Source organism: Streptomyces sp. NPDC059861, assembly GCF_042731435.1.
Lineage (GTDB): Bacteria > Actinomycetota > Actinomycetes > Streptomycetales > Streptomycetaceae > Streptomyces.
In genome coordinates this window covers 123,970-140,416 of the sequence record NZ_JBHWJQ010000002.1, presented here as the reverse complement: position 1 = coordinate 140,416, position 16,447 = coordinate 123,970, and the positions used below count along the sequence as shown (strand labels likewise).

At 69.1% G+C, this 16,447-nt stretch carries 15 protein-coding genes and 1 riboswitch; of the genes, 6 read left to right on the top strand and 9 right to left on the bottom strand.

The window, feature by feature from the left end; translation table 11 throughout:
• Positions 1–61: 61 nt before the first annotated feature.
• Complete coding sequence (locus ACFV6X_RS02725; RefSeq protein ID WP_385376587.1) at positions 62–304, top strand: hypothetical protein; 243 nt, start codon at positions 62–64, stop codon at positions 302–304.
• On the opposite strand, the gene ACFV6X_RS02720 is transcribed toward ACFV6X_RS02725, so the two are convergent.
• The 8 genes from ACFV6X_RS02720 to ACFV6X_RS02685 form a co-directional block, all read right to left on the bottom strand.
• Positions 217–1,230, bottom strand: a complete 1,014-nt coding sequence (locus ACFV6X_RS02720) for a ribonucleotide-diphosphate reductase subunit beta (RefSeq protein WP_385376584.1) — start codon at positions 1,228–1,230, stop codon at positions 217–219. The two genes, ACFV6X_RS02725 and ACFV6X_RS02720, sit on opposite strands and share 88 nt — an antisense overlap.
• The gene (locus ACFV6X_RS02715; RefSeq protein ID WP_385376581.1) at positions 1,230–3,593 is read right to left on the bottom strand and encodes a ribonucleoside-diphosphate reductase subunit alpha; all 2,364 of its coding nucleotides are present in this window, start codon (positions 3,591–3,593) and stop codon (positions 1,230–1,232) included. Before ACFV6X_RS02715 ends, ACFV6X_RS02720 begins: the two co-directional genes overlap by 1 nt.
• Before the next feature lie 123 nt (positions 3,594–3,716).
• Positions 3,717–3,894, bottom strand: a riboswitch (cobalamin riboswitch).
• 16 nt (positions 3,895–3,910) lie between these two features.
• Entirely contained in the window at positions 3,911–4,417 is a 507-nt protein-coding gene (locus ACFV6X_RS02710; protein ID WP_385376578.1) for a GNAT family N-acetyltransferase, read from the bottom strand.
• A 108-nt stretch (positions 4,418–4,525) separates the two neighbouring features.
• Positions 4,526–6,136, bottom strand: coding sequence for a monocarboxylate uptake permease MctP (gene mctP / locus ACFV6X_RS02705; protein ID WP_385376575.1), 1,611 nt, complete (start codon positions 6,134–6,136; stop codon positions 4,526–4,528).
• Positions 6,133–6,396, bottom strand: coding sequence for a DUF3311 domain-containing protein (locus tag ACFV6X_RS02700; RefSeq protein ID WP_385376572.1), 264 nt, complete (start codon positions 6,394–6,396; stop codon positions 6,133–6,135). The genes mctP and ACFV6X_RS02700 overlap by 4 nt, the downstream gene beginning before the upstream one ends.
• Positions 6,397–6,496: 100 nt before the next feature.
• Complete coding sequence (locus ACFV6X_RS02695) at positions 6,497–6,703, bottom strand: YbdD/YjiX family protein (RefSeq protein ID WP_385376569.1); 207 nt, start codon at positions 6,701–6,703, stop codon at positions 6,497–6,499.
• Positions 6,669–8,813 (bottom strand): carbon starvation CstA family protein, encoded by a 2,145-nt coding sequence (locus ACFV6X_RS02690; protein WP_385376566.1) that lies wholly within the window; start codon positions 8,811–8,813, stop codon positions 6,669–6,671. Before ACFV6X_RS02690 ends, ACFV6X_RS02695 begins: the two co-directional genes overlap by 35 nt.
• Positions 8,814–8,958: 145 nt before the next feature.
• A complete protein-coding gene (locus ACFV6X_RS02685; RefSeq protein WP_365456165.1) occupies positions 8,959–9,723 on the bottom strand; it encodes a GntR family transcriptional regulator in 765 nt (254 codons plus the stop codon).
• 395 nt (positions 9,724–10,118) lie between these two features.
• Between ACFV6X_RS02685 and ACFV6X_RS02680 the strand changes: the two genes are divergently transcribed.
• The 5 genes from ACFV6X_RS02680 (at position 10,119) to ACFV6X_RS02660 (ending at position 15,529) form a co-directional block, all read left to right on the top strand.
• Complete coding sequence (locus tag ACFV6X_RS02680) at positions 10,119–11,393, top strand: extracellular solute-binding protein (RefSeq protein ID WP_385376563.1); 1,275 nt, start codon at positions 10,119–10,121, stop codon at positions 11,391–11,393.
• An 87-nt stretch (positions 11,394–11,480) separates the two neighbouring features.
• Positions 11,481–12,455 (top strand): carbohydrate ABC transporter permease, encoded by a 975-nt coding sequence (locus ACFV6X_RS02675; protein WP_385376560.1) that lies wholly within the window; start codon positions 11,481–11,483, stop codon positions 12,453–12,455.
• Positions 12,452–13,282, top strand: coding sequence for a carbohydrate ABC transporter permease (locus tag ACFV6X_RS02670; RefSeq protein ID WP_365456174.1), 831 nt, complete (start codon positions 12,452–12,454; stop codon positions 13,280–13,282). The genes ACFV6X_RS02675 and ACFV6X_RS02670 overlap by 4 nt, the downstream gene beginning before the upstream one ends.
• A gap of 8 nt (positions 13,283–13,290) precedes the next feature.
• Positions 13,291–14,832, top strand: a complete 1,542-nt coding sequence (locus ACFV6X_RS02665) for a glycoside hydrolase family 3 protein (protein WP_385376557.1) — start codon at positions 13,291–13,293, stop codon at positions 14,830–14,832.
• A 145-nt stretch (positions 14,833–14,977) separates the two neighbouring features.
• A complete protein-coding gene (locus ACFV6X_RS02660; RefSeq protein ID WP_385376554.1) occupies positions 14,978–15,529 on the top strand; it encodes a DoxX family protein in 552 nt (183 codons plus the stop codon).
• Positions 15,530–15,642: 113 nt separating this feature from the next.
• Here the strand turns inward: ACFV6X_RS02660 and nagB are convergent, their stop codons facing one another.
• The gene (gene nagB, locus ACFV6X_RS02655; RefSeq protein WP_385376551.1) at positions 15,643–16,428 is read right to left on the bottom strand and encodes a glucosamine-6-phosphate deaminase; all 786 of its coding nucleotides are present in this window, start codon (positions 16,426–16,428) and stop codon (positions 15,643–15,645) included.
• Positions 16,429–16,447 lie beyond the last annotated feature (19 nt).

Genomic DNA, 16,447 nt, shown 5'->3' with positions numbered 1-16,447 from the left:
CGAGGGTCTACGGCAGTCCTGCCACTGTTGGTAAGGAGCGTCCGGCGCGAGAGTGGTGTTCATGAACACGAACCAGATCGAAGCACTCATCGGAATGCTGGCCGTCGCGGGGCTCTTCGTGATCATGGTCCTCCCCGCGCTCATCGGCCTCGCGCACGAGCGGCGCGTGGACCGGGAGATCAGGGAGGCCCAGGACCGCCTCAGGGACAAGGAGGATCAGAAGTCCTCGTCCAGGTCGACCGTGCCCTCCACGGCCACCTGGTACGCCGAGGGGCGCCGCTCGAAGAAGTTGGTCAACTCCTGAACCCCTTGCAGCTCCATGAAGGAGAAGGGGTTCTCGGAGCCGTATACCGGAGCGAAGCCGAGGCGCGTCAGGCGTTGGTCGGCGACGCACTCCAGGTACTGCCGCATCGAGTCGGTGTTCATGCCCGGGAGGCCGTCACCGCACAGGTCGCGCGCGAACTGCAGCTCGGCCTCGACGGCCTCCCGCAGCATGTCGGTGACCTGCTGCCGGAGCTCGTCGTCGAAGAGGTCCGGCTCCTCCTTGCGGACGGTGTCGACCACGTCGAACGCGAAGCTCATGTGCATGGTCTCGTCGCGGAACACCCAGTTGGTGCCGGTCGCCAGGCCGTGCAGCAGACCCCGGCTGCGGAACCAGTAGACGTACGCGAAGGCGCCGTAGAAGAACAGGCCCTCGATGCACGCGGCGAAGCAGATCAGGTTGAGCAGGAAGCGGCGGCGGTCGGCCTTCGACTCCAGGCGGTCCAACTTCTCGACCTCGTTGATCCACCTGAAGCAGAACTCCGCCTTCTCGCGGATGGACGGGATGCTCTCGACGGCGTCGAACGCCGCCGCCCGGTCCTCCGGGTCGGGGAGGTAGGTGTCCAGCAGGGTCAGATAGAACTGGACGTGCACGGCCTCCTCGAAAAGCTGGCGGCTCAAGTAGAGCCGGGCCTCGGGGGAGTTGATGTGCTTGTACAGCGTCAGCACCAGGTTGTTCGCCACGATCGAGTCGCCCGTCGCGAAGAACGCCACCAGGCGGCCGATCAGGTGCTGCTCCATCGGGGACAGCTTCGCGAGGTCGGCGACGTCCGAGTGGAGGTCGACCTCCTCCACGGTCCAGGTGTTCTTGATGGCGTCCCGATAGCGCTCGTAGAAGTCCGGGTAGCGCATCGGACGCAGAGTCAGCTCGAAGCCGGGGTCGAGAAGGTTCTGGGAACGGGTGGACATCACTGGCAGGCCTCGCAGGACTCGGGGTTTTCCAGGGAGCAGGCGACCGCTTCGGGGTCCGGGGTCGCCTGGACGGGGATGGTGGCTTGCGCCTGGGCCGCGCGGGCGATGCGGGTCGCGGGGCGCGAGCGCAGGTAGTAGGTCGTCTTCAGGCCCGACTTCCAGGCGTACGCGTACATCGAGGAGAGCTTGCCGATGGTCGGCGTCTCCAGGAACAGGTTCAGCGACTGGGCCTGGTCGAGGTACGGGGTGCGCGCGGCAGCCATGTCGATCAGCCCGCGCTGCGGGAGCTCCCACGCCGTGCGGTACAGCTGTCGTACGTCCTCGGGGATCCAGGCGAAGTCCTGCACCGAGCCGTTCGCCTCGCGCAGCGCCTCACGGGTGCGGGCGTCCCAGACGCCGAGGTCCTTCAGCTCCTGCACCAGGTAGGAGTTGACCTGGAGGAACTCGCCGGACAGCGTCTCGCGCTTGAAGAGGTTCGACACCTGTGGCTCGATGCACTCGTAGACACCGGCGATCGAGGCGATCGTCGCGGTGGGCGCGATGGCCAGCAGCAGGGAGTTGCGCATGCCTACCGCCGCGATTCGCTCGCGCAGCGCCGCCCAGCGCTCCGGCCAGGTCGGCTCGACGCCGTAGTGGTCGGGGTGCAGCACGCCCCGGGCGGTACGGGTCTTGTCCCAGGCGGGCAGCGGCCCGTTGCGCTCGGCGAGGTCGGCGGACGCCTCGTACGCGGCGAGCATGATCCGCTCGGCGATCCGGGTGGACAGCGCCTTCGCCTCGGGCGAGTCGAAGGGCACCCGCAGCTTGAAGAAGACGTCCTGCAGGCCCATCGCGCCGAGGCCGACGGGGCGCCACCGGGCGTTGGAGCGGCCCGCCTGCTCGGTCGGGTAGAAGTTGATGTCGACCACGCGGTCGAGGAAGGTCACGGCGGTGCGGACGGTGGCGTCCAGCCGCTCCCAGTCGATGCCGTCGCCCACGACGAACGCGCCCAGGTTGACCGAGCCCAGGTTGCAGACGGCCGTCTCGCCGTCGTCCGTGACCTCCAGGATCTCCGTGCAGAGGTTCGAGGAGTGGACGACGTGGCCCGGCTCGGCGGTCTGGTTGGCGGTGCGGTTGGCGGCGTCCTTGAAGGTCATCCAGCCGTTGCCGGTCTGCGCGAGGGTGCGCATCATCCGGCCGTACAGCTCACGGGCGGGAAGCGACTTCTTCGCCAGGCCCTTCCTCTCGGCCTCGCGGTAAGCGGCGTCGAACTCCTCGCCCCACAGGTCGACCAGTTCGGGCACGTCCGACGGGGAGAAGAGCGACCACGGGGCGTCCGCGTTCACCCGGCGCATGAACTCGTCCGGGATCCAGTGGGCGAGGTTGAGGTTGTGCGTCCGGCGGGCGTCCTCACCGGTGTTGTCCCGCAGCTCCAGGAACTCCTCGATGTCGGAGTGCCAGGTCTCCAGGTAGACGGCGGCCGCACCCTTGCGCCGGCCACCCTGGTTCACGGCGGCGACCGAGGCGTCCAGCGTCTTCAGGAACGGGACGATGCCGTTGGAGTGACCGTTGGTGCCGCGGATCAGGGAGCCACGGGAGCGGATCCGGGAGTACGAGAGGCCGATGCCGCCGGCGTGCTTGGAGAGCCGGGCGACCTGGTGGTAGCGCTCGTAGAGGGAGTCCAGCTCGTCCTTGGGGGAGTCCAGCAGGTAGCAGGACGACATCTGGGGGTGCCGGGTGCCGGAGTTGAAGAGGGTGGGGGAGGAGGGGAGGTAGTCGAGGCGGCTCATGAGCCCGTAGAGCGCGGCGACTTCGTCCACCGACCGGGTGGTGTCGTCCTCGGCGAGACCCGCGGCGACGCGCAGCATGAAGTGCTGGGGCATCTCGACGACCTTGCGGGTGATCGGGTGCCGGAGCAGGTAGCGGCTGTGCAGGGTACGCAGGCCGAAGTAGCCGAAGCGGTCGTCGGCGTTCCGGTCGATCAGGGTGTCCAGGCGGTCGGCGTGCAGGCGCACGAACGCGGCCGTACGGTCGGCGATCAGCCCTTCCCGGTGCCCCACGGCGACGGACTCCGTGAAGGACGTGACGCCCTGGGAGGCGGCCTCGGCGGCGATGGAGCCGGTCAGCAGCCGCGCGGCGAGACGGGAGTAGGCGGGGTCCTCGGAGATCAGGCCGGCGGCGGCCTCCGTGGCCAGCTCACGCAGTTCGCTCTCGTCCGCCCGGGCGGAACGGCCGCGCAGCGCGGCGGCGGCGACCCGGCCGGGGTCGGCGTCGGGGAGGTCGGCGGTCAGCTCGGTCAGGGTCCGCAGCAACGCGGTTCCGGGACCGTCGGTTTCCACTTCCACCGTTGTCGCTGCGGCCGGTTCGGCTGGCGCGATGGTCACGTGGGGCTCTCCCTCGCTCGGCACAGGGGCCTTGCGGAGGGCAGGGGGCAGCACACGAGCGCACAGGGCGTCGCGTCCACCGGCCCATTCCACGAGACCCGGACGTCAGGGCGCCCGAGCCGGACGGCCGGGCGCGCTGTCGGCAGGTCCTCGGACTGACCAGGCGTGCATCCCCTTTTCAGGGCGGACACACGCAAGTACACCGTTGCGGGACAGTTCCGGATTCGCACCGGATTCCCCTGCGGCGACAGCGAGCATGAGCATACATCTAGTGCCGGGTGCCGAAGGCACCCCCATATGTTGTGTCGCCGATGACTTCAGAGCGTCAACTGGTAGGTGAGAAGCGTGATGTCGTCGAGGTCCGGGAGGGGGTTCCAGTCGCGCTCGGGGGTGCGGGTGAAGCCCAGTCGTTCGTAGATGCGGTGGGCGCTGCGCATGGTCCGCTGGGTCGACAGGACGATCCCGGTGCAGCCCTCGACGGCGCGGGCACGGTCGAGACAGGCGCGCACGAGGGCCTCGCCGACGCCTCGGCCGCGGGCCTCCCGGGCGACGGCGAGCATACGGATCTCGGCCTCCTCGGGGGCGGCTATGTCGGCCATGGGGCCGCCGGACGGGACGAAGGTGACGCCCCCCAGGACACGTTGGCGCTCGACGGCCACGAGTACCTCCGCGGCGGCGGCGCGCTTGGCGACGTCTCGCAGTTCGCCGAGGTACTCGTCGTTCTCGCCGAAGTCCAGAAGGCCGTCCTGGAGGTAGGCCTGCGCGGTGATCTCGCCGAGACCGGCGAACTCGGCGGGGTGCGCGGGGCGGATTTCGATGTCCATGGGGGGAGTGTGTACGACAGCGGGCCGCCGTGTCGCTCAGTGCCGGCGGCCCGCTGCGGGTTGTTCGGGGCTTGTCGCGCAGTTCCCCGCGCTCTTACGGGGCGCGTCTCAGTGGGCCGCTCCCGCCGTCGCCGGCGGCAGCTCCACCTGGACTCCCGGGTCGCCGGCGTCCGCCGTGTAGTCGCCGGGCTTCGTCTCGTCGACGCCCTCGGGGGCCTTCACGGCCTTCAGGACGAAGGTGAGGACCACCGTGACCACCAGGTTCAGGACGAACGCCGTGAGGCCGATGTAGCCGATCTCGCCGATGCCGGGGATCTCCGCCGAGGAGCCGCCGAAGTGCTTCTGTGTCGGGGAGGCGACGCCGTACGCCGCGACCGTGCCGTAGGTCATGCCGACCGCCCAGCCGGCCAGCAGCGCCCAGCGGTGGAACCAGCGGGTGAACAGGCCGCCGACCAGGGCGGGCATGGTCTGCAGGATCCAGATGCCGCCCAGCAGCTGGAAGTTGATCGCGACCGTCTTGTCCATCCCGAGGACGAAGACGAGGGCGCCGACCTTCACCAGCAGCGACACCAGCTTGGAGACCTTGGTCTCCTGCGCGGGCGTGGCGTCCGGCTTGAGGAAGTCCTTGTAGATGTTGCGGGTGAAGAGGTTGGCCGCCGCGATCGACATGATGGCCGCCGGGACCAGCGCGCCGATGCCGATCGCCGCGAACGCGATGCCGGTGAACCAGTCCGGGAACATGTTCTCGAACAGCTGGGGGATCGCCAGCTGGCCGTTCTCGACCTTGATGCCGGCCGCGATCGCCATGAAGCCGAGCAGGCCCAGCAGGCCCAGCATCAGCGAGTACAGCGGCAGGATCGTGGAGTTGCGGCGGATCACGTCCCGGCTGCGGCTGGACAGCACGGCCGTGACGCTGTGCGGGTACATGAACAGGGCGAGCGCCGAGCCCAGTGCCAGCGTGGCGTACGTCCACTGCGAGGCGGCGGTCGGCACCAGTCCGCCCGCACCGGCCTCCGTGTACTTGTCGTTCGCCGCGGCGAAGATGTCGTCGAAGCCGCCCAGCTTGATCGGGATGTAGATGATGGCGACGGCGATCACGATGTAGATCAGCGCGTCCTTGACGAACGCGATCAGGGCCGGCGCCCGCAGACCCGACGAATACGTGTACGCGGCCAGCACACCGAAGGCGATCAGCAGCGGCAGGTCCTTGATGAACCAGTTGGTGTCCTCGCCGCCGCCGATGCCCATCACGTCCAGCACGGCCTGGATGCCGACCAGCTGGAGGGCGATGTACGGCATGGTCGCGAGGATGCCGGTGACCGCGACGGCGAGGGAGAGCCCCTTGGAGCCGAAGCGGCCGCGGACGAAGTCCGAGGTGGTGACGTAACCGTGCTTGTGGGAGACCGACCACAGCCGCGGCAGGAAGACGAACATCATCGGGTAGATGAGGATCGTGTACGGCACCGCGAAGAAGCCGGCCGCGCCCGCCGCGTAGATCGCCGCCGGGACGGCGACGAAGGTGTACGCCGTGTAGAGGTCGCCGCCGAGCAGGAACCAGGTGATCCAGGTACCGAAGGACCGGCCGCCCAGGCCCCACTCGTCGAGGCTGTGCTCGTTCTCGGCCTTGCGCCAGCGCGCGGCCAGGAAGCCCATCACCGTGACGGCGAGGAAGAAGAGGATGAATACGGCGAGTGCGACGCCGTTCACACCGTCCTTCATGCTCCGGCACCCCCCTGCGTCTTGCGGGCGCGCTGGTCACGCTGCCACAGCCAGTAGGCGGTCATGGTGAGGGCGGTGGAGATCACGACCCAGGCCATCTGGTACCAGTAGAAGAACGGGATGCCGATGAAGGTCGGGTCCGTCTTCGCGTACGAGCCCACCCAGAGCATGGTCACGAACGGTGCTATCAGGCAGAGGGCGATGACGACGCGCACAGGCGTCACCACCGGCCCTCTGTTCACTTCTGAGGCTTCTGACATCGGGCGGCTCCGTCCCCTCGCTGATCACCTGGTGCAACGCGCAGGCAATCTAGGTCACGGTGTCCCGCTACCGGAAGCCCCTGTTCAGATACCGGTTACTTCAGCAACAACGGAAGCCCTGCCGCGGGTCCTTTTCCTGTCGGTCCGTCCGCATCCGCTCGAACTCCTGCCGGGTGGGCACCTCGGCCTCGGAGTGGTCCTTTCGGATATGCGTGACATAGCGGTCGTAGGCCGACTCGTCGGTCAGCTCACGGACGTACCAGCGCACCCCGCTAGTCACCCGGCGCAGCAGTGCCGACGGTCGCACGGCGGATCTCCTCCTTCTCCTCCCGCGTGGCGATCAGGCCGTCCGGTGCCACGATCTTCGACTCGACGTACGGGGCCTCGGTGAGCGTGGTGAGCTCGGGCCGCCGGATGTGCCGGACGCAGATCCGTGTCGAGTCCACCAGCACGACGACGATCAGCAGGGCGAGTACGGCGGTCAGGGCACCGTCCACCGTGGAGTTGGTGACGACGGTGTGCATGTCGTCCATGGACTTGGCCGGCGGCAGGATCTCGCCCCGGTCGATGGCGTCCTGGAACACCTGCCGCTGCTTGAAGAAGCCGACCTTGGGGTCGCTGGAGAAGACCTTCTGCCAGCTGGCGGTCAGGGTGACGACGGCGTCCCAGGCGAGCGGGACGCCGGTGATCCAGGCCCACTTGAGGCGGCCGGACTTGATCAGGAGCGTCGTGCAGACCGCCAGTGCCACGGCCGCCAGCAGCTGGTTGGAGATGCCGAAGACCGGGAACAACTGGTTGATGCCGCCGAGGGGCTCGTGGACGCCCACCCAGAGGAAGTAGCCCCACATCCCGCAGACGATCGCACTGGTGATGATCAGGCCCGGCTTCCAGCTGACGTTGCGGAAGGGCTTGTAGACGTTGCCGAGGGTGTCCTGGAGCATGAACCGGCCCACGCGCGTGCCGGCGTCCAGTGCGGTCAGGATGAACAGCGCCTCGAACATGATCGCGAAGTGGTACCAGAACGCCTTGAGCCCGCCGCCGGTCACCTCCGAGAAGATCTGCGAGACACCGACGGCGAGCGTGGGGGCCCCGCCCGTGCGGGACAGCAGCGTCGACTCCTCGACGCTCTTCGCCGCCGCGGCGAGTTGCTCGGGGGAGATCTGGTAGCCCCAGCCGCTCACCACCTGGGAGGCCTGCTCCACGCTCGTGCCGATGACGCCGGCGGGCGCGTTCATCGCGAAGTACAGCCCCGGGTCGATGACGCTCGCCGCGATCAGCGCCATCACGGCGACGGACGACTCCATCAGCATGGAGCCGTAACCGATCATCCGGATCTGCGTCTCCTTCTGGATCATCTTCGGGGTGGTGCCGGACGAGATCAGCGCGTGGAAGCCCGACAGCGCTCCGCAGGCGATGGTGATGAAGACGAACGGGAAGAGGGAGCCCGCGAAGACCGGGCCGTCGCCGCGGGAGGCGAAGTCGGTGACCGGGTCCATCTTCAGCGTCGGAAGCGCGATGACGACGCCGAGGGCGAGCAGCAGTATCGTGCCGATCTTCATGAAGGTGGAGAGGTAGTCGCGGGGCGCGAGCAGCATCCACACCGGCAGGATCGATGCGATGAAGCCGTAGGCCACCAGCCAGATGACCAGCGTCGAGGGGGCGAGCGTGAAGGCCTCGGCCCAGGACGACTCGGCGACCCAGCGGCCGGCGATCAGCGCGACCAGCAGCAGGCTCACGCCGATGAGTGACACCTCGGCGACCCGGCCGGGCCGCAGGACACGCAGGTAGAAGCCCATCACCAGGGCGATCGGGACGGTCATCGCGATGGAGAAGGTGCCCCAGGGGGACTCGGCGAGGGCGTTGACGATGACCAGGGCCAGCACGCCGAGCAGAATGATCATGATCGCGAACGCGGCGAGCAACGCGGCCGCGCCGCCGAACGGGCCGATCTCCTCCCGGGCCATCTGGCCGAGCGAGCGGCCGTCACGGCGGGTCGAGAAGAACAGCACGACCATGTCCTGCACCGCGCCCGCGAGGATGACGCCGGCGATGATCCAGATCGTGCCGGGCAGATATCCCATCTGCGCCGCGAGCACGGGGCCGACGAGGGGTCCGGCGCCGGCGATCGCGGCGAAGTGGTGGCCGAGCAGGACACGGCGGTCGGTGGGGTGGAAGTCGATGCCGTTGTCGAGCCGTTCCGCCGGGGTGGCGCGGGTCCTGTCGACCTTGAGGACCTTGTACGCGATGAACTTCGCGTAGAAGCGGTAGGCGATCGCGTAGGAGCCGAGGGCCGCCGCGACCATCCAGGCGGCCGAGACCTCCTCGCCCCGCGACAGCGCGAGCACGGTCCAGCCGGTGGCGCCGACGAGGGCGACGAGGCTCCAGATGACGATGGTTCGGGCGTTCGCTGTGCGCACGGGTCGTCCTCCCGTCGTATGCGTTACGGAAGGACCGTAGGACAGGTGGTGTGACCTGCGCTACACCGCGGACCGGCTCATGCCTCGGGGCCCGCCCTTCACGCGCGGGCCCCGCTGTTCACGCCGCGAGGCCTCGCCTCGCCTTTTACTCCTCGGGCCGCTTGAGCCGGGCCACGAACTTGTAGCGGTCGCCGCGGTACACCGAGCGCACCCACTCCACCGGCTTGCCCTCCCGGTCCAGCGAGTGCCGGGACAGCATCAGCATCGGCAGGCCGACGTCGGTGCCGAGGAGACCGGCCTCCCTCGGGGTGGCCAGCGAGGTCTCGATGGTCTCCTCGGCCTCCGCGAGATGGACGTCGTAGACCTCGGCGAGCGCGGTGTAGAGGGACGTGTACTTGACCAGGCTGCGACGGAGTGCCGGGAAGCGCTTGGCGCTCAGGTGGGTGGTCTCTATGGCCATCGGCTCGCCGTTGGCCATGCGCAGCCGCTCGATGCGCAGGACCCGGCCGCCGGGGGTGATGTCGAGCAGCTCGGCGAGCCGGTCGTCCGCGGTGATGTAGCCGATGTCCAGCAGCTGCGAGGTGGGTTCGAGGCCCTGGGCGCGCATGTCCTCGGTGTACGAGGTGAGTTGCAGCGCCTGCGACACCTTCGGCTTGGCGACGAACGTGCCCTTGCCCTGGATCCGCTCCAGCCGGCCCTCGACCACCAGCTCCTGAAGGGCCTGGCGCACCGTCGTGCGGGAGGTGTCGAACTCCGCGGCCAGCGTGCGCTCGGGCGGGACCGGTGTGCCGGGCGGCAGGGTCTCCGTCATGTCGAGCAGATGCTTCTTCAGGCGGTAGTACTTGGGCACGCGTGCGGTACGGACGGGTGTCCCGCTCTCGTTCTCCGCACTGCTGACCTCAGTGCTCATGCTCCGCCTTCCCGGCTCACGTACCGACACGACCGACGTCCGCCGGTCACGGCTCACATCGTGGCACGACCGCGCGCGAGAGGTTTCCCGCACGCTCCGTGATCCCCCCTGTATACCCTCGGCGCCCCCGATGGTCTAGTCCATGAAGGTCATGTGGTCTACCTCGGAGTGGGTGATGGAGCCACTGTTTTCGAGGGGTTCTTACTTAAAGGTTCCTGCATATGTAGGTCCCATAACGGCTGGTCGGGCCGTACACGAGACCCTTGACACGTCCTATGGTCTGGGCCAAGCTCCCCGGTACTGGTCTACACCATTGGTCCAGGTCCCGGCCCCAGGGCGGTACGTCAGTCACCGCGGGGACGAGGGGGGTTTGTGGCATCCCTGAGGAGGGTGGCGTGAAGCGCAAGCTGATATCCGCGATCGGTGTCGCGGCGATGATGGTCTCCATTGCGGCGTGCGGGGGCGACAAGGGCGACGAGGGCAAGTCCGGCGCGGACGGCTTCGCGGGCCAGACGCTCACGGTCTGGGTGATGGACGGCTCCTCGCCGGACCAGTGGCAGAAGGACGTCACCGCCGCATTCGAGGCGAAGACCAAGGCGAAGGTCAAGTTCGAGATCCAGCAGTGGAACGGTATCCAGCAGAAGCTGACCACCGCCCTGTCCGAGGAGAACCCGCCCGACGTCTTCGAGATCGGCAACACCCAGACCCCGGCCTACGCCAAGACCGGCGGCCTCGCCGACCTGGCCGACCTCAAGTCCGAGATCGGCGGCGAGTGGACCGAGTCGCTGAACAACTCCTCGGTCTTCGAGGGCAAGCAGTACGCGGCGCCGTGGTACTTCGCCAACCGCGTCGTCCTCTACAACAAGAAGGTCTGGGCCGACGCCGGCATCAAGGACACGCCCAAGACCCGCGACGAGTTCTACGACGCCCTGAAGACGATCGGCGAGAAGACCGACGCCGAGCCCATCTACCTGCCCGGCCAGAACTGGTACCACTTCGTCGGCCTGGTGGTCGGTGAGGGCGCCGAACTGGTCAAGAAGGACGGCGACAAGTACGTCTCCAACCTCGACGACCCGAAGGTCGCCGCCGCCGCGGAGACCTACAAGAAGTTCCAGGCCCTCTCCAAGGCGCCCAAGGACAAGGACGAGGCCACCCCGCAGCAGGGTGAGGTCTTCGGCAAGGGCAACGTCGGCGCGTTCATCGGCATGGGCTGGGAAGCCGGCATCGCGATCGAGGCCAACCCGAAGATCGAGAAGGAGATCGGCTACTTCACCGTCCCCGGTGCCACGGCCGAGAAGCCCGAGGGTGTCTTCCTCGGCGGCTCCAACCTCGCGGTCGCCGCGGGCAGCCAGAAGCAGGAGCTCGCCAAGGAGTTCCTGAAGATCGCCCTGAGCGACAAGTACGAGGGCCAGCTGGCCAAGCTCAACGGCGTCATCCCCAACAAGGAGTCGCTGCAGACCAACCTGAAGGGCAACGCCGCCGCCGAGGCCGCCGCGCCGGCCGCAGCGGGCGGTGGCACCACGCCCCTGATCCCGGAGTGGGCCGCGGTCGAGAACGCGCCCAACCCGATCAAGACCTACCTGACCGCCGTGCTGAACGGTAAGTCCCCGGCCGAGGCCGCCAAGCAGGTCGAGGGCGAGTTCAACAAGCGTCTGGCGCAGCAGCAGTAACGAGCGCCCCAGCCGGGGCGGCGGCCGGCCCGAGTGGCAGGCCCCGCCCCGGCGATCGTACGTAGGTCGAGAAGAGAGATCGCGAGCATGACCGTGCAGACCGAACGGCCGCCCTCCGGTCCGGTGGGGATCCGCAAGCCGGACGGCGGGTCACCTCCCAGGCCCACGCGGCGCGGCGACACCCTCGCCCCGTATCTGTTGCTGCTGCCGGCCTGCGTGGCCACCGTGCTGCTGCTCGGCTGGCCGCTGCTGAAGGACGTCCTGCTGTCCTTCCAGAACCTGAACATGGCGCAGCTGATCCAGCACGTCACCGAGTGGAACGGCATCGACAACTACAAGGAGACCCTCACCGGAGGGGACTTCTGGCGGGTCACCCTGCGCTCGATCCTGTTCACGGCGGTCAACGTCGTCCTGATCATGATCTTCGGCGCCCTGATCGGCCTGTTGCTCGCCCGTCTCGGCAAGCGGATGCGGGTCCTGCTGATGATCGGGCTAGTGCTGGCCTGGGCGATGCCCGTGGTCGCCGCGACCACGGTCTACCAGTGGCTGTTCGCCCAGCGCTTCGGCGTCGTCAACTGGGTGCTCGACAAGCTCGGCTGGCACTCCATGGCGGACTACAGCTGGACCAGCAGCCAGATGTCGACGTTCTTCGTCGTCACCCTGCTGATCGTGTGGATGTCGATCCCCTTCGTCGCACTCAACCTCTACGCCGCGACCACCACCATCCCGGGCGAGCTCTACGAGGCCGCCGCCCTCGACGGGGCCGGTGCCTGGCGGATCTTCAGCACCGTCACGTTCCCGTTCCTGCGGCCGTTCCTCTACGCCACCACGTTCCTGGAGATCATCTGGGTCTTCAAGGCGTTCGTGCAGGTCTTCGCCTTCAACGGCGGCGGCCCCGACCGGCTCACCGAGATCCTGCCCGTCTACGCCTACGTCGAGGGCGTCGGCAACCAGCACTACGGCATGGGTGCGGCGATCGCCGTCCTGACCATCCTGATCCTGCTCGCTCTGACCGCGTACTACCTGCGGATCGTGCTCAAGCAAGAGGAGGACGAGCTGTGAAGCGCTCGCTCTTCGGCCGCGTGTGGCCCAACGTCACGGCCGTCGTCCTGTTCATCGGCTTCGTCTTCCCCGTGTACTGGATGTTCGTCACGGCGTTCAAGCCGACCGGCGACATCATCTCGGAGACCCCGGTCTGGTTCCCGACCGACATCACCTTCGAGCACTTCAGGACTGCGACGGACGCCGACAACTTCTGGACGTTCGTCACCAACTCGCTGGTCGTCACGGTGCTCGCGGTCGTCTTCTCGCTGCTCATCGCGCTCGCCGGGGCCTTCGCGCTGGCCCGGATGCGGTTCAGGGGACGGCGTGGCTTCATCGTCGGCTTCATGATGGCGCAGATGGCGCCGTGGGAAGTCATGATCATCGCCATCTACATGATCGTGCGGGATGCGTCGATGCTGAACAGCCTGGTTCCGCTGACGCTCTTCTACACGATGATGATCCTGCCCTTCACCATCCTGACGCTGCGCGGCTTCGTCGCCGCCGTACCCCGGGAGCTGGAGGAGTCGGCGATGGTCGACGGCTGCACCCGCGGCCAGGCCTTCCGCAAGGTCATCTTCCCGCTGCTCGCGCCGGGCCTGATGGCCACCTCGATGTTCGGCTTCATCACCGCCTGGAACGAGCTCCCGCTCGTCCTGGTCGTCAACAAGGAGGCCGGGGCCCAGACGCTGCCGCTGTGGCTCACCAGCTTCCAGACCGTCTTCGGGAACGACTGGGGGGCGACCATGGCGGCGTCCTCGCTGTTCGCGATCCCGATTCTGATCCTCTTCGTCTTCCTGCAGCGCAAGGCGGTCAGTGGTCTGACCGCCGGCGCCGTGAAGGGATAACGCCCTCGATGACCACCTTCGCCAGCGACACCGACACACTGACACGTGACGCGCTGACGGTCCTCCAGCCCGGCTTCACCGGCACGGCGGCCCCCGACTGGCTGCTGCGCCGCCTCGGCGAGGGCCTCGCCTCCGTCGGACTGTTCGGCCGCAACATCTCCTCGCCCGACCAGCTCGCCGCCCTGACCGCCCAGTTGCGCGCGGAACGCGACGACGTCCTGGTCGCCATCGACGAGGAGGGCGGTGACGTCACGCGCCTGGAGGTGCGGACGGGTTCCTCCTTCCCAGGCAACCACGCGCTCGGCGCGGTGGACGACGTGGAGCTGACGCGGGAGGTGGCCGCCGAACTGGGGCGGCGCCTCGCCGCCTGCGGGGTGAACTTCAACTGGGCCCCGTCGGCGGACGTGAACTCCAACCCCGACAACCCCGTCATCGGCGTCCGCTCGTTCGGCGCCGACCCGGCGCTGGTCGCCCGGCACACCGCGGCGTACGTCACCGGCCTCCAGTCGGCGGGCGTCGCGGCATGCACGAAGCACTTCCCCGGCCACGGCGACACCAACGTCGACTCCCACCACGCCGTGCCCCGCATCGACGCGGACCCGGCCGTGCTCGGCGACCGGGAACTGGCCCCGTTCCGCGCCGCGATCGACGCGGGCACGCGGGCGGTGATGAGCGCCCACATCCTCGTCCCCGCGCTGGACCCGGACCGCCCGGCGACGCTCTCGGGCAAGGTGCTCACCGAACTGCTGCGCGGTGACCTCGGCTACGACGGCCTGATCGTCACCGACGGCATGGAGATGCAGGCCATCTCCGCCACCTACGGCATCGAGCGCGGCAGCGTCCTCGCCGTCGCGGCCGGCGCCGACGCCATCTGCGTGGGCGGCGGCCTGGCCGACGACGAGACGGTACGGCGGCTGCGCGACGCCCTCGTGGCGGCGGTGCGCGCCGGTGAACTCCCCGAGGAACGGCTGGCGGACGCGGCGGAACGGGTCCGCAAGCTGGCGGCATGGTCGGCATCGGCATCGGCATCGGCGTCGGCGTCGGCATCGACGATGGCGGGCGCGCGGTCGGGAGTGGCCGCGGGAGTGCCCGGGGCGGCCGGCCAGGTGGGCCTGCGTGCGGCCCGGCGGGCGGTGAAGGTCACCGTCACCGGGACCGACGCCTTCACGCCGCTCACCGCGCCCCCTTACGTCGCCGCCCTGACCCCCGTCGCCAACATCGCCGTCGGCGACGAGACCCCGTGGGGCGTGACGGCGGAGCTCACCGCCCTGCTCCCCGGCACGGAAGCGGGCACGTTCGGCGGGCAGGACGCGGGCAGCGCCGCCCTCGCCGCGGCGGGGGAGCGGCGCATCGTGGCGGTCGTCCGCGACGAGCACCGGCACCCTTGGATGGCCGAGGCGCTCGACACACTCATGCGGGCCCGGCCGGACACGATCGTGGTCGAGATGGGCGTTCCCCAGGCGGATCCCCGGGGCGCGCTGCACATCGCGACGTACGGCGCGGCCCGGGTGTGCGGCCGGGCGGCGGCGGAGGTCATCGCCGGGGTGTGAGTCGGGCGTGAGGCGTGCGGCGTGAGCGGCGCGGCGAGCCGGGTCGGCGAGCCGGGCCGCTCCTCCTTTGGACGTCCTGCCCGCAAGAGAGGAGGATCGAAGGAGGGGAGTCCGCACCTGGGCCATGCCCGGAGGTGATGACGCGATGACATCCCCCACTCAACGCCCACGTCGTCCGACCGACTCCTTCGGCGCGAGACCGGCGCCGCGGGCGATGGGCGCCGCAGACGTGGGAATCCTTCTGCTGCGGCTCGCGGTGGGCCTGATCCTGGCGGGCAGCGGCTCGCAGAAGCTGTTCGGCCTGTTCGGCGGAGCGGGCCTGGACGCCACGGCGAAGGGCTTCGCCGCGCAGGGGTACGAGCCGGGCACTTTCTTCGCCGCCCTGGCGGGAGCCTCCGAGCTGCTCGGCGGCCTGGGACTGGCGGTCGGGCTGCTCACCCCGCTGGCCGCGGCGGCCGCGATCGGGGTGATGTTCAACGCCATGACGGTGGCGCCCCAGTACAGCCTGTGGCCTGCCGGGCCCCCGTCGTTCGCCTACCCCATGCTCATCTGCGTCGCCGCCGTCACCATCGCCGCGGTGGGCCCCGGCCGCATCTCCCTCGACACCTTCTTCCCCTGGCGCGACGGCGGCTGGGTCCCGTTCTGCGTGGCGCTCGGGCTGGGCGTGCTCGGGGGCGCACTCGTACTGGCGCTGTGAGGCGTGCGGGGGCCGGGTGTGTGGTGCGGCGTGTGTGAGGTGAGGCGTGCGGGGCGTGGGACGGCCCCCTCCGGGCATGAGGCCCCGGGCCGGTCACCACGCCACGTGGTCGGCTAGATCCCCTGCCACTCCGGCTTGTCGGCATAGGTGTGCCGGAAGTAGTCCGCCAACTTCAGCTTGGACGCCGCGGCCTCGTCGACCACCACGGTGGCATGCGGATGCAACTGCAACGCCGAGGCCGGGCACACCGCCGCGACCGGCCCCTCCACCGTCGCCGCGACCGCGTCCGCCTTGCCCTCGCCTGTCGCCAGCAGCACCAGGTGCCGCGCCTCCAGGATCGTCCCGATACCCTGCGTGATGACGTGGTGCGGCACCTGGTCGATGTCGCCGTCGAAGAACCGCGCGTTGTCGATCCGGGTCTGCTCGGTCAGCGTCTTGATCCGGGTCCGCGAGGCGAGCGAGGAGCACGGCTCGTTGAACCCGATGTGCCCGTCGGTCCCGATCCCCAGCAGCTGCAGATCCACACCGCCGGCCTCGGTCAGCGCCGCGTCGTACGCCGCGCACGCGCCCGGGATGTCCTCGGCGGTCCCGTCCGGGCCCATGAACGCGTACATCCCGATCCCGAGCGGCTCCAGCACCTCACGGCGCAGCACCGACCGGTACGACTCCGGGTGTTCCGCCGGCAGCCCCACGTACTCGTCGAGCTGGGCTATCCGCGCCCGTGAGATGTCCACCGCACCCGACCGCACCTTCGCCGCCAGCGCCTGGTAGACGGGCAGCGGCGTCGAGCCGGTGGCCACGCCGAGCAGGGCGCCCGGCTTGCGGCCGAGCAGCTGCGCCATGGCCTCGGCGATCAGCTCGCCGCCCGCCTCGGCGTCGGGAACGATGACAACTTCCACGCTGGGCCTGCCGATCTGA

Bases quoted from the DNA above. Each gene is read 5' to 3' on its own strand.
- ACFV6X_RS02725 (WP_385376587.1), top strand. From the start codon at position 62: ATGAACACGAACCAGATCGAAGCACTCATCGGAATGCTGGCCGTCGCG.
- ACFV6X_RS02720 (WP_385376584.1), bottom strand. From the start codon at position 1,230: ATGTCCACCCGTTCCCAGAACCTTCTCGACCCCGGCTTCGAGCTGACT.
- ACFV6X_RS02710 (WP_385376578.1), bottom strand. From the start codon at position 4,417: ATGGACATCGAAATCCGCCCCGCGCACCCCGCCGAGTTCGCCGGTCTC.
- mctP (WP_385376575.1), bottom strand. From the start codon at position 6,136: ATGAAGGACGGTGTGAACGGCGTCGCACTCGCCGTATTCATCCTCTTC.
- ACFV6X_RS02700 (WP_385376572.1), bottom strand. From the start codon at position 6,396: ATGTCAGAAGCCTCAGAAGTGAACAGAGGGCCGGTGGTGACGCCTGTG.
- ACFV6X_RS02685 (WP_365456165.1), bottom strand. From the start codon at position 9,723: ATGAGCACTGAGGTCAGCAGTGCGGAGAACGAGAGCGGGACACCCGTC.
- ACFV6X_RS02675 (WP_385376560.1), top strand. From the start codon at position 11,481: ATGACCGTGCAGACCGAACGGCCGCCCTCCGGTCCGGTGGGGATCCGC.
- ACFV6X_RS02665 (WP_385376557.1), top strand. From the start codon at position 13,291: ATGACCACCTTCGCCAGCGACACCGACACACTGACACGTGACGCGCTG.
- ACFV6X_RS02660 (WP_385376554.1), top strand. From the start codon at position 14,978: ATGACATCCCCCACTCAACGCCCACGTCGTCCGACCGACTCCTTCGGC.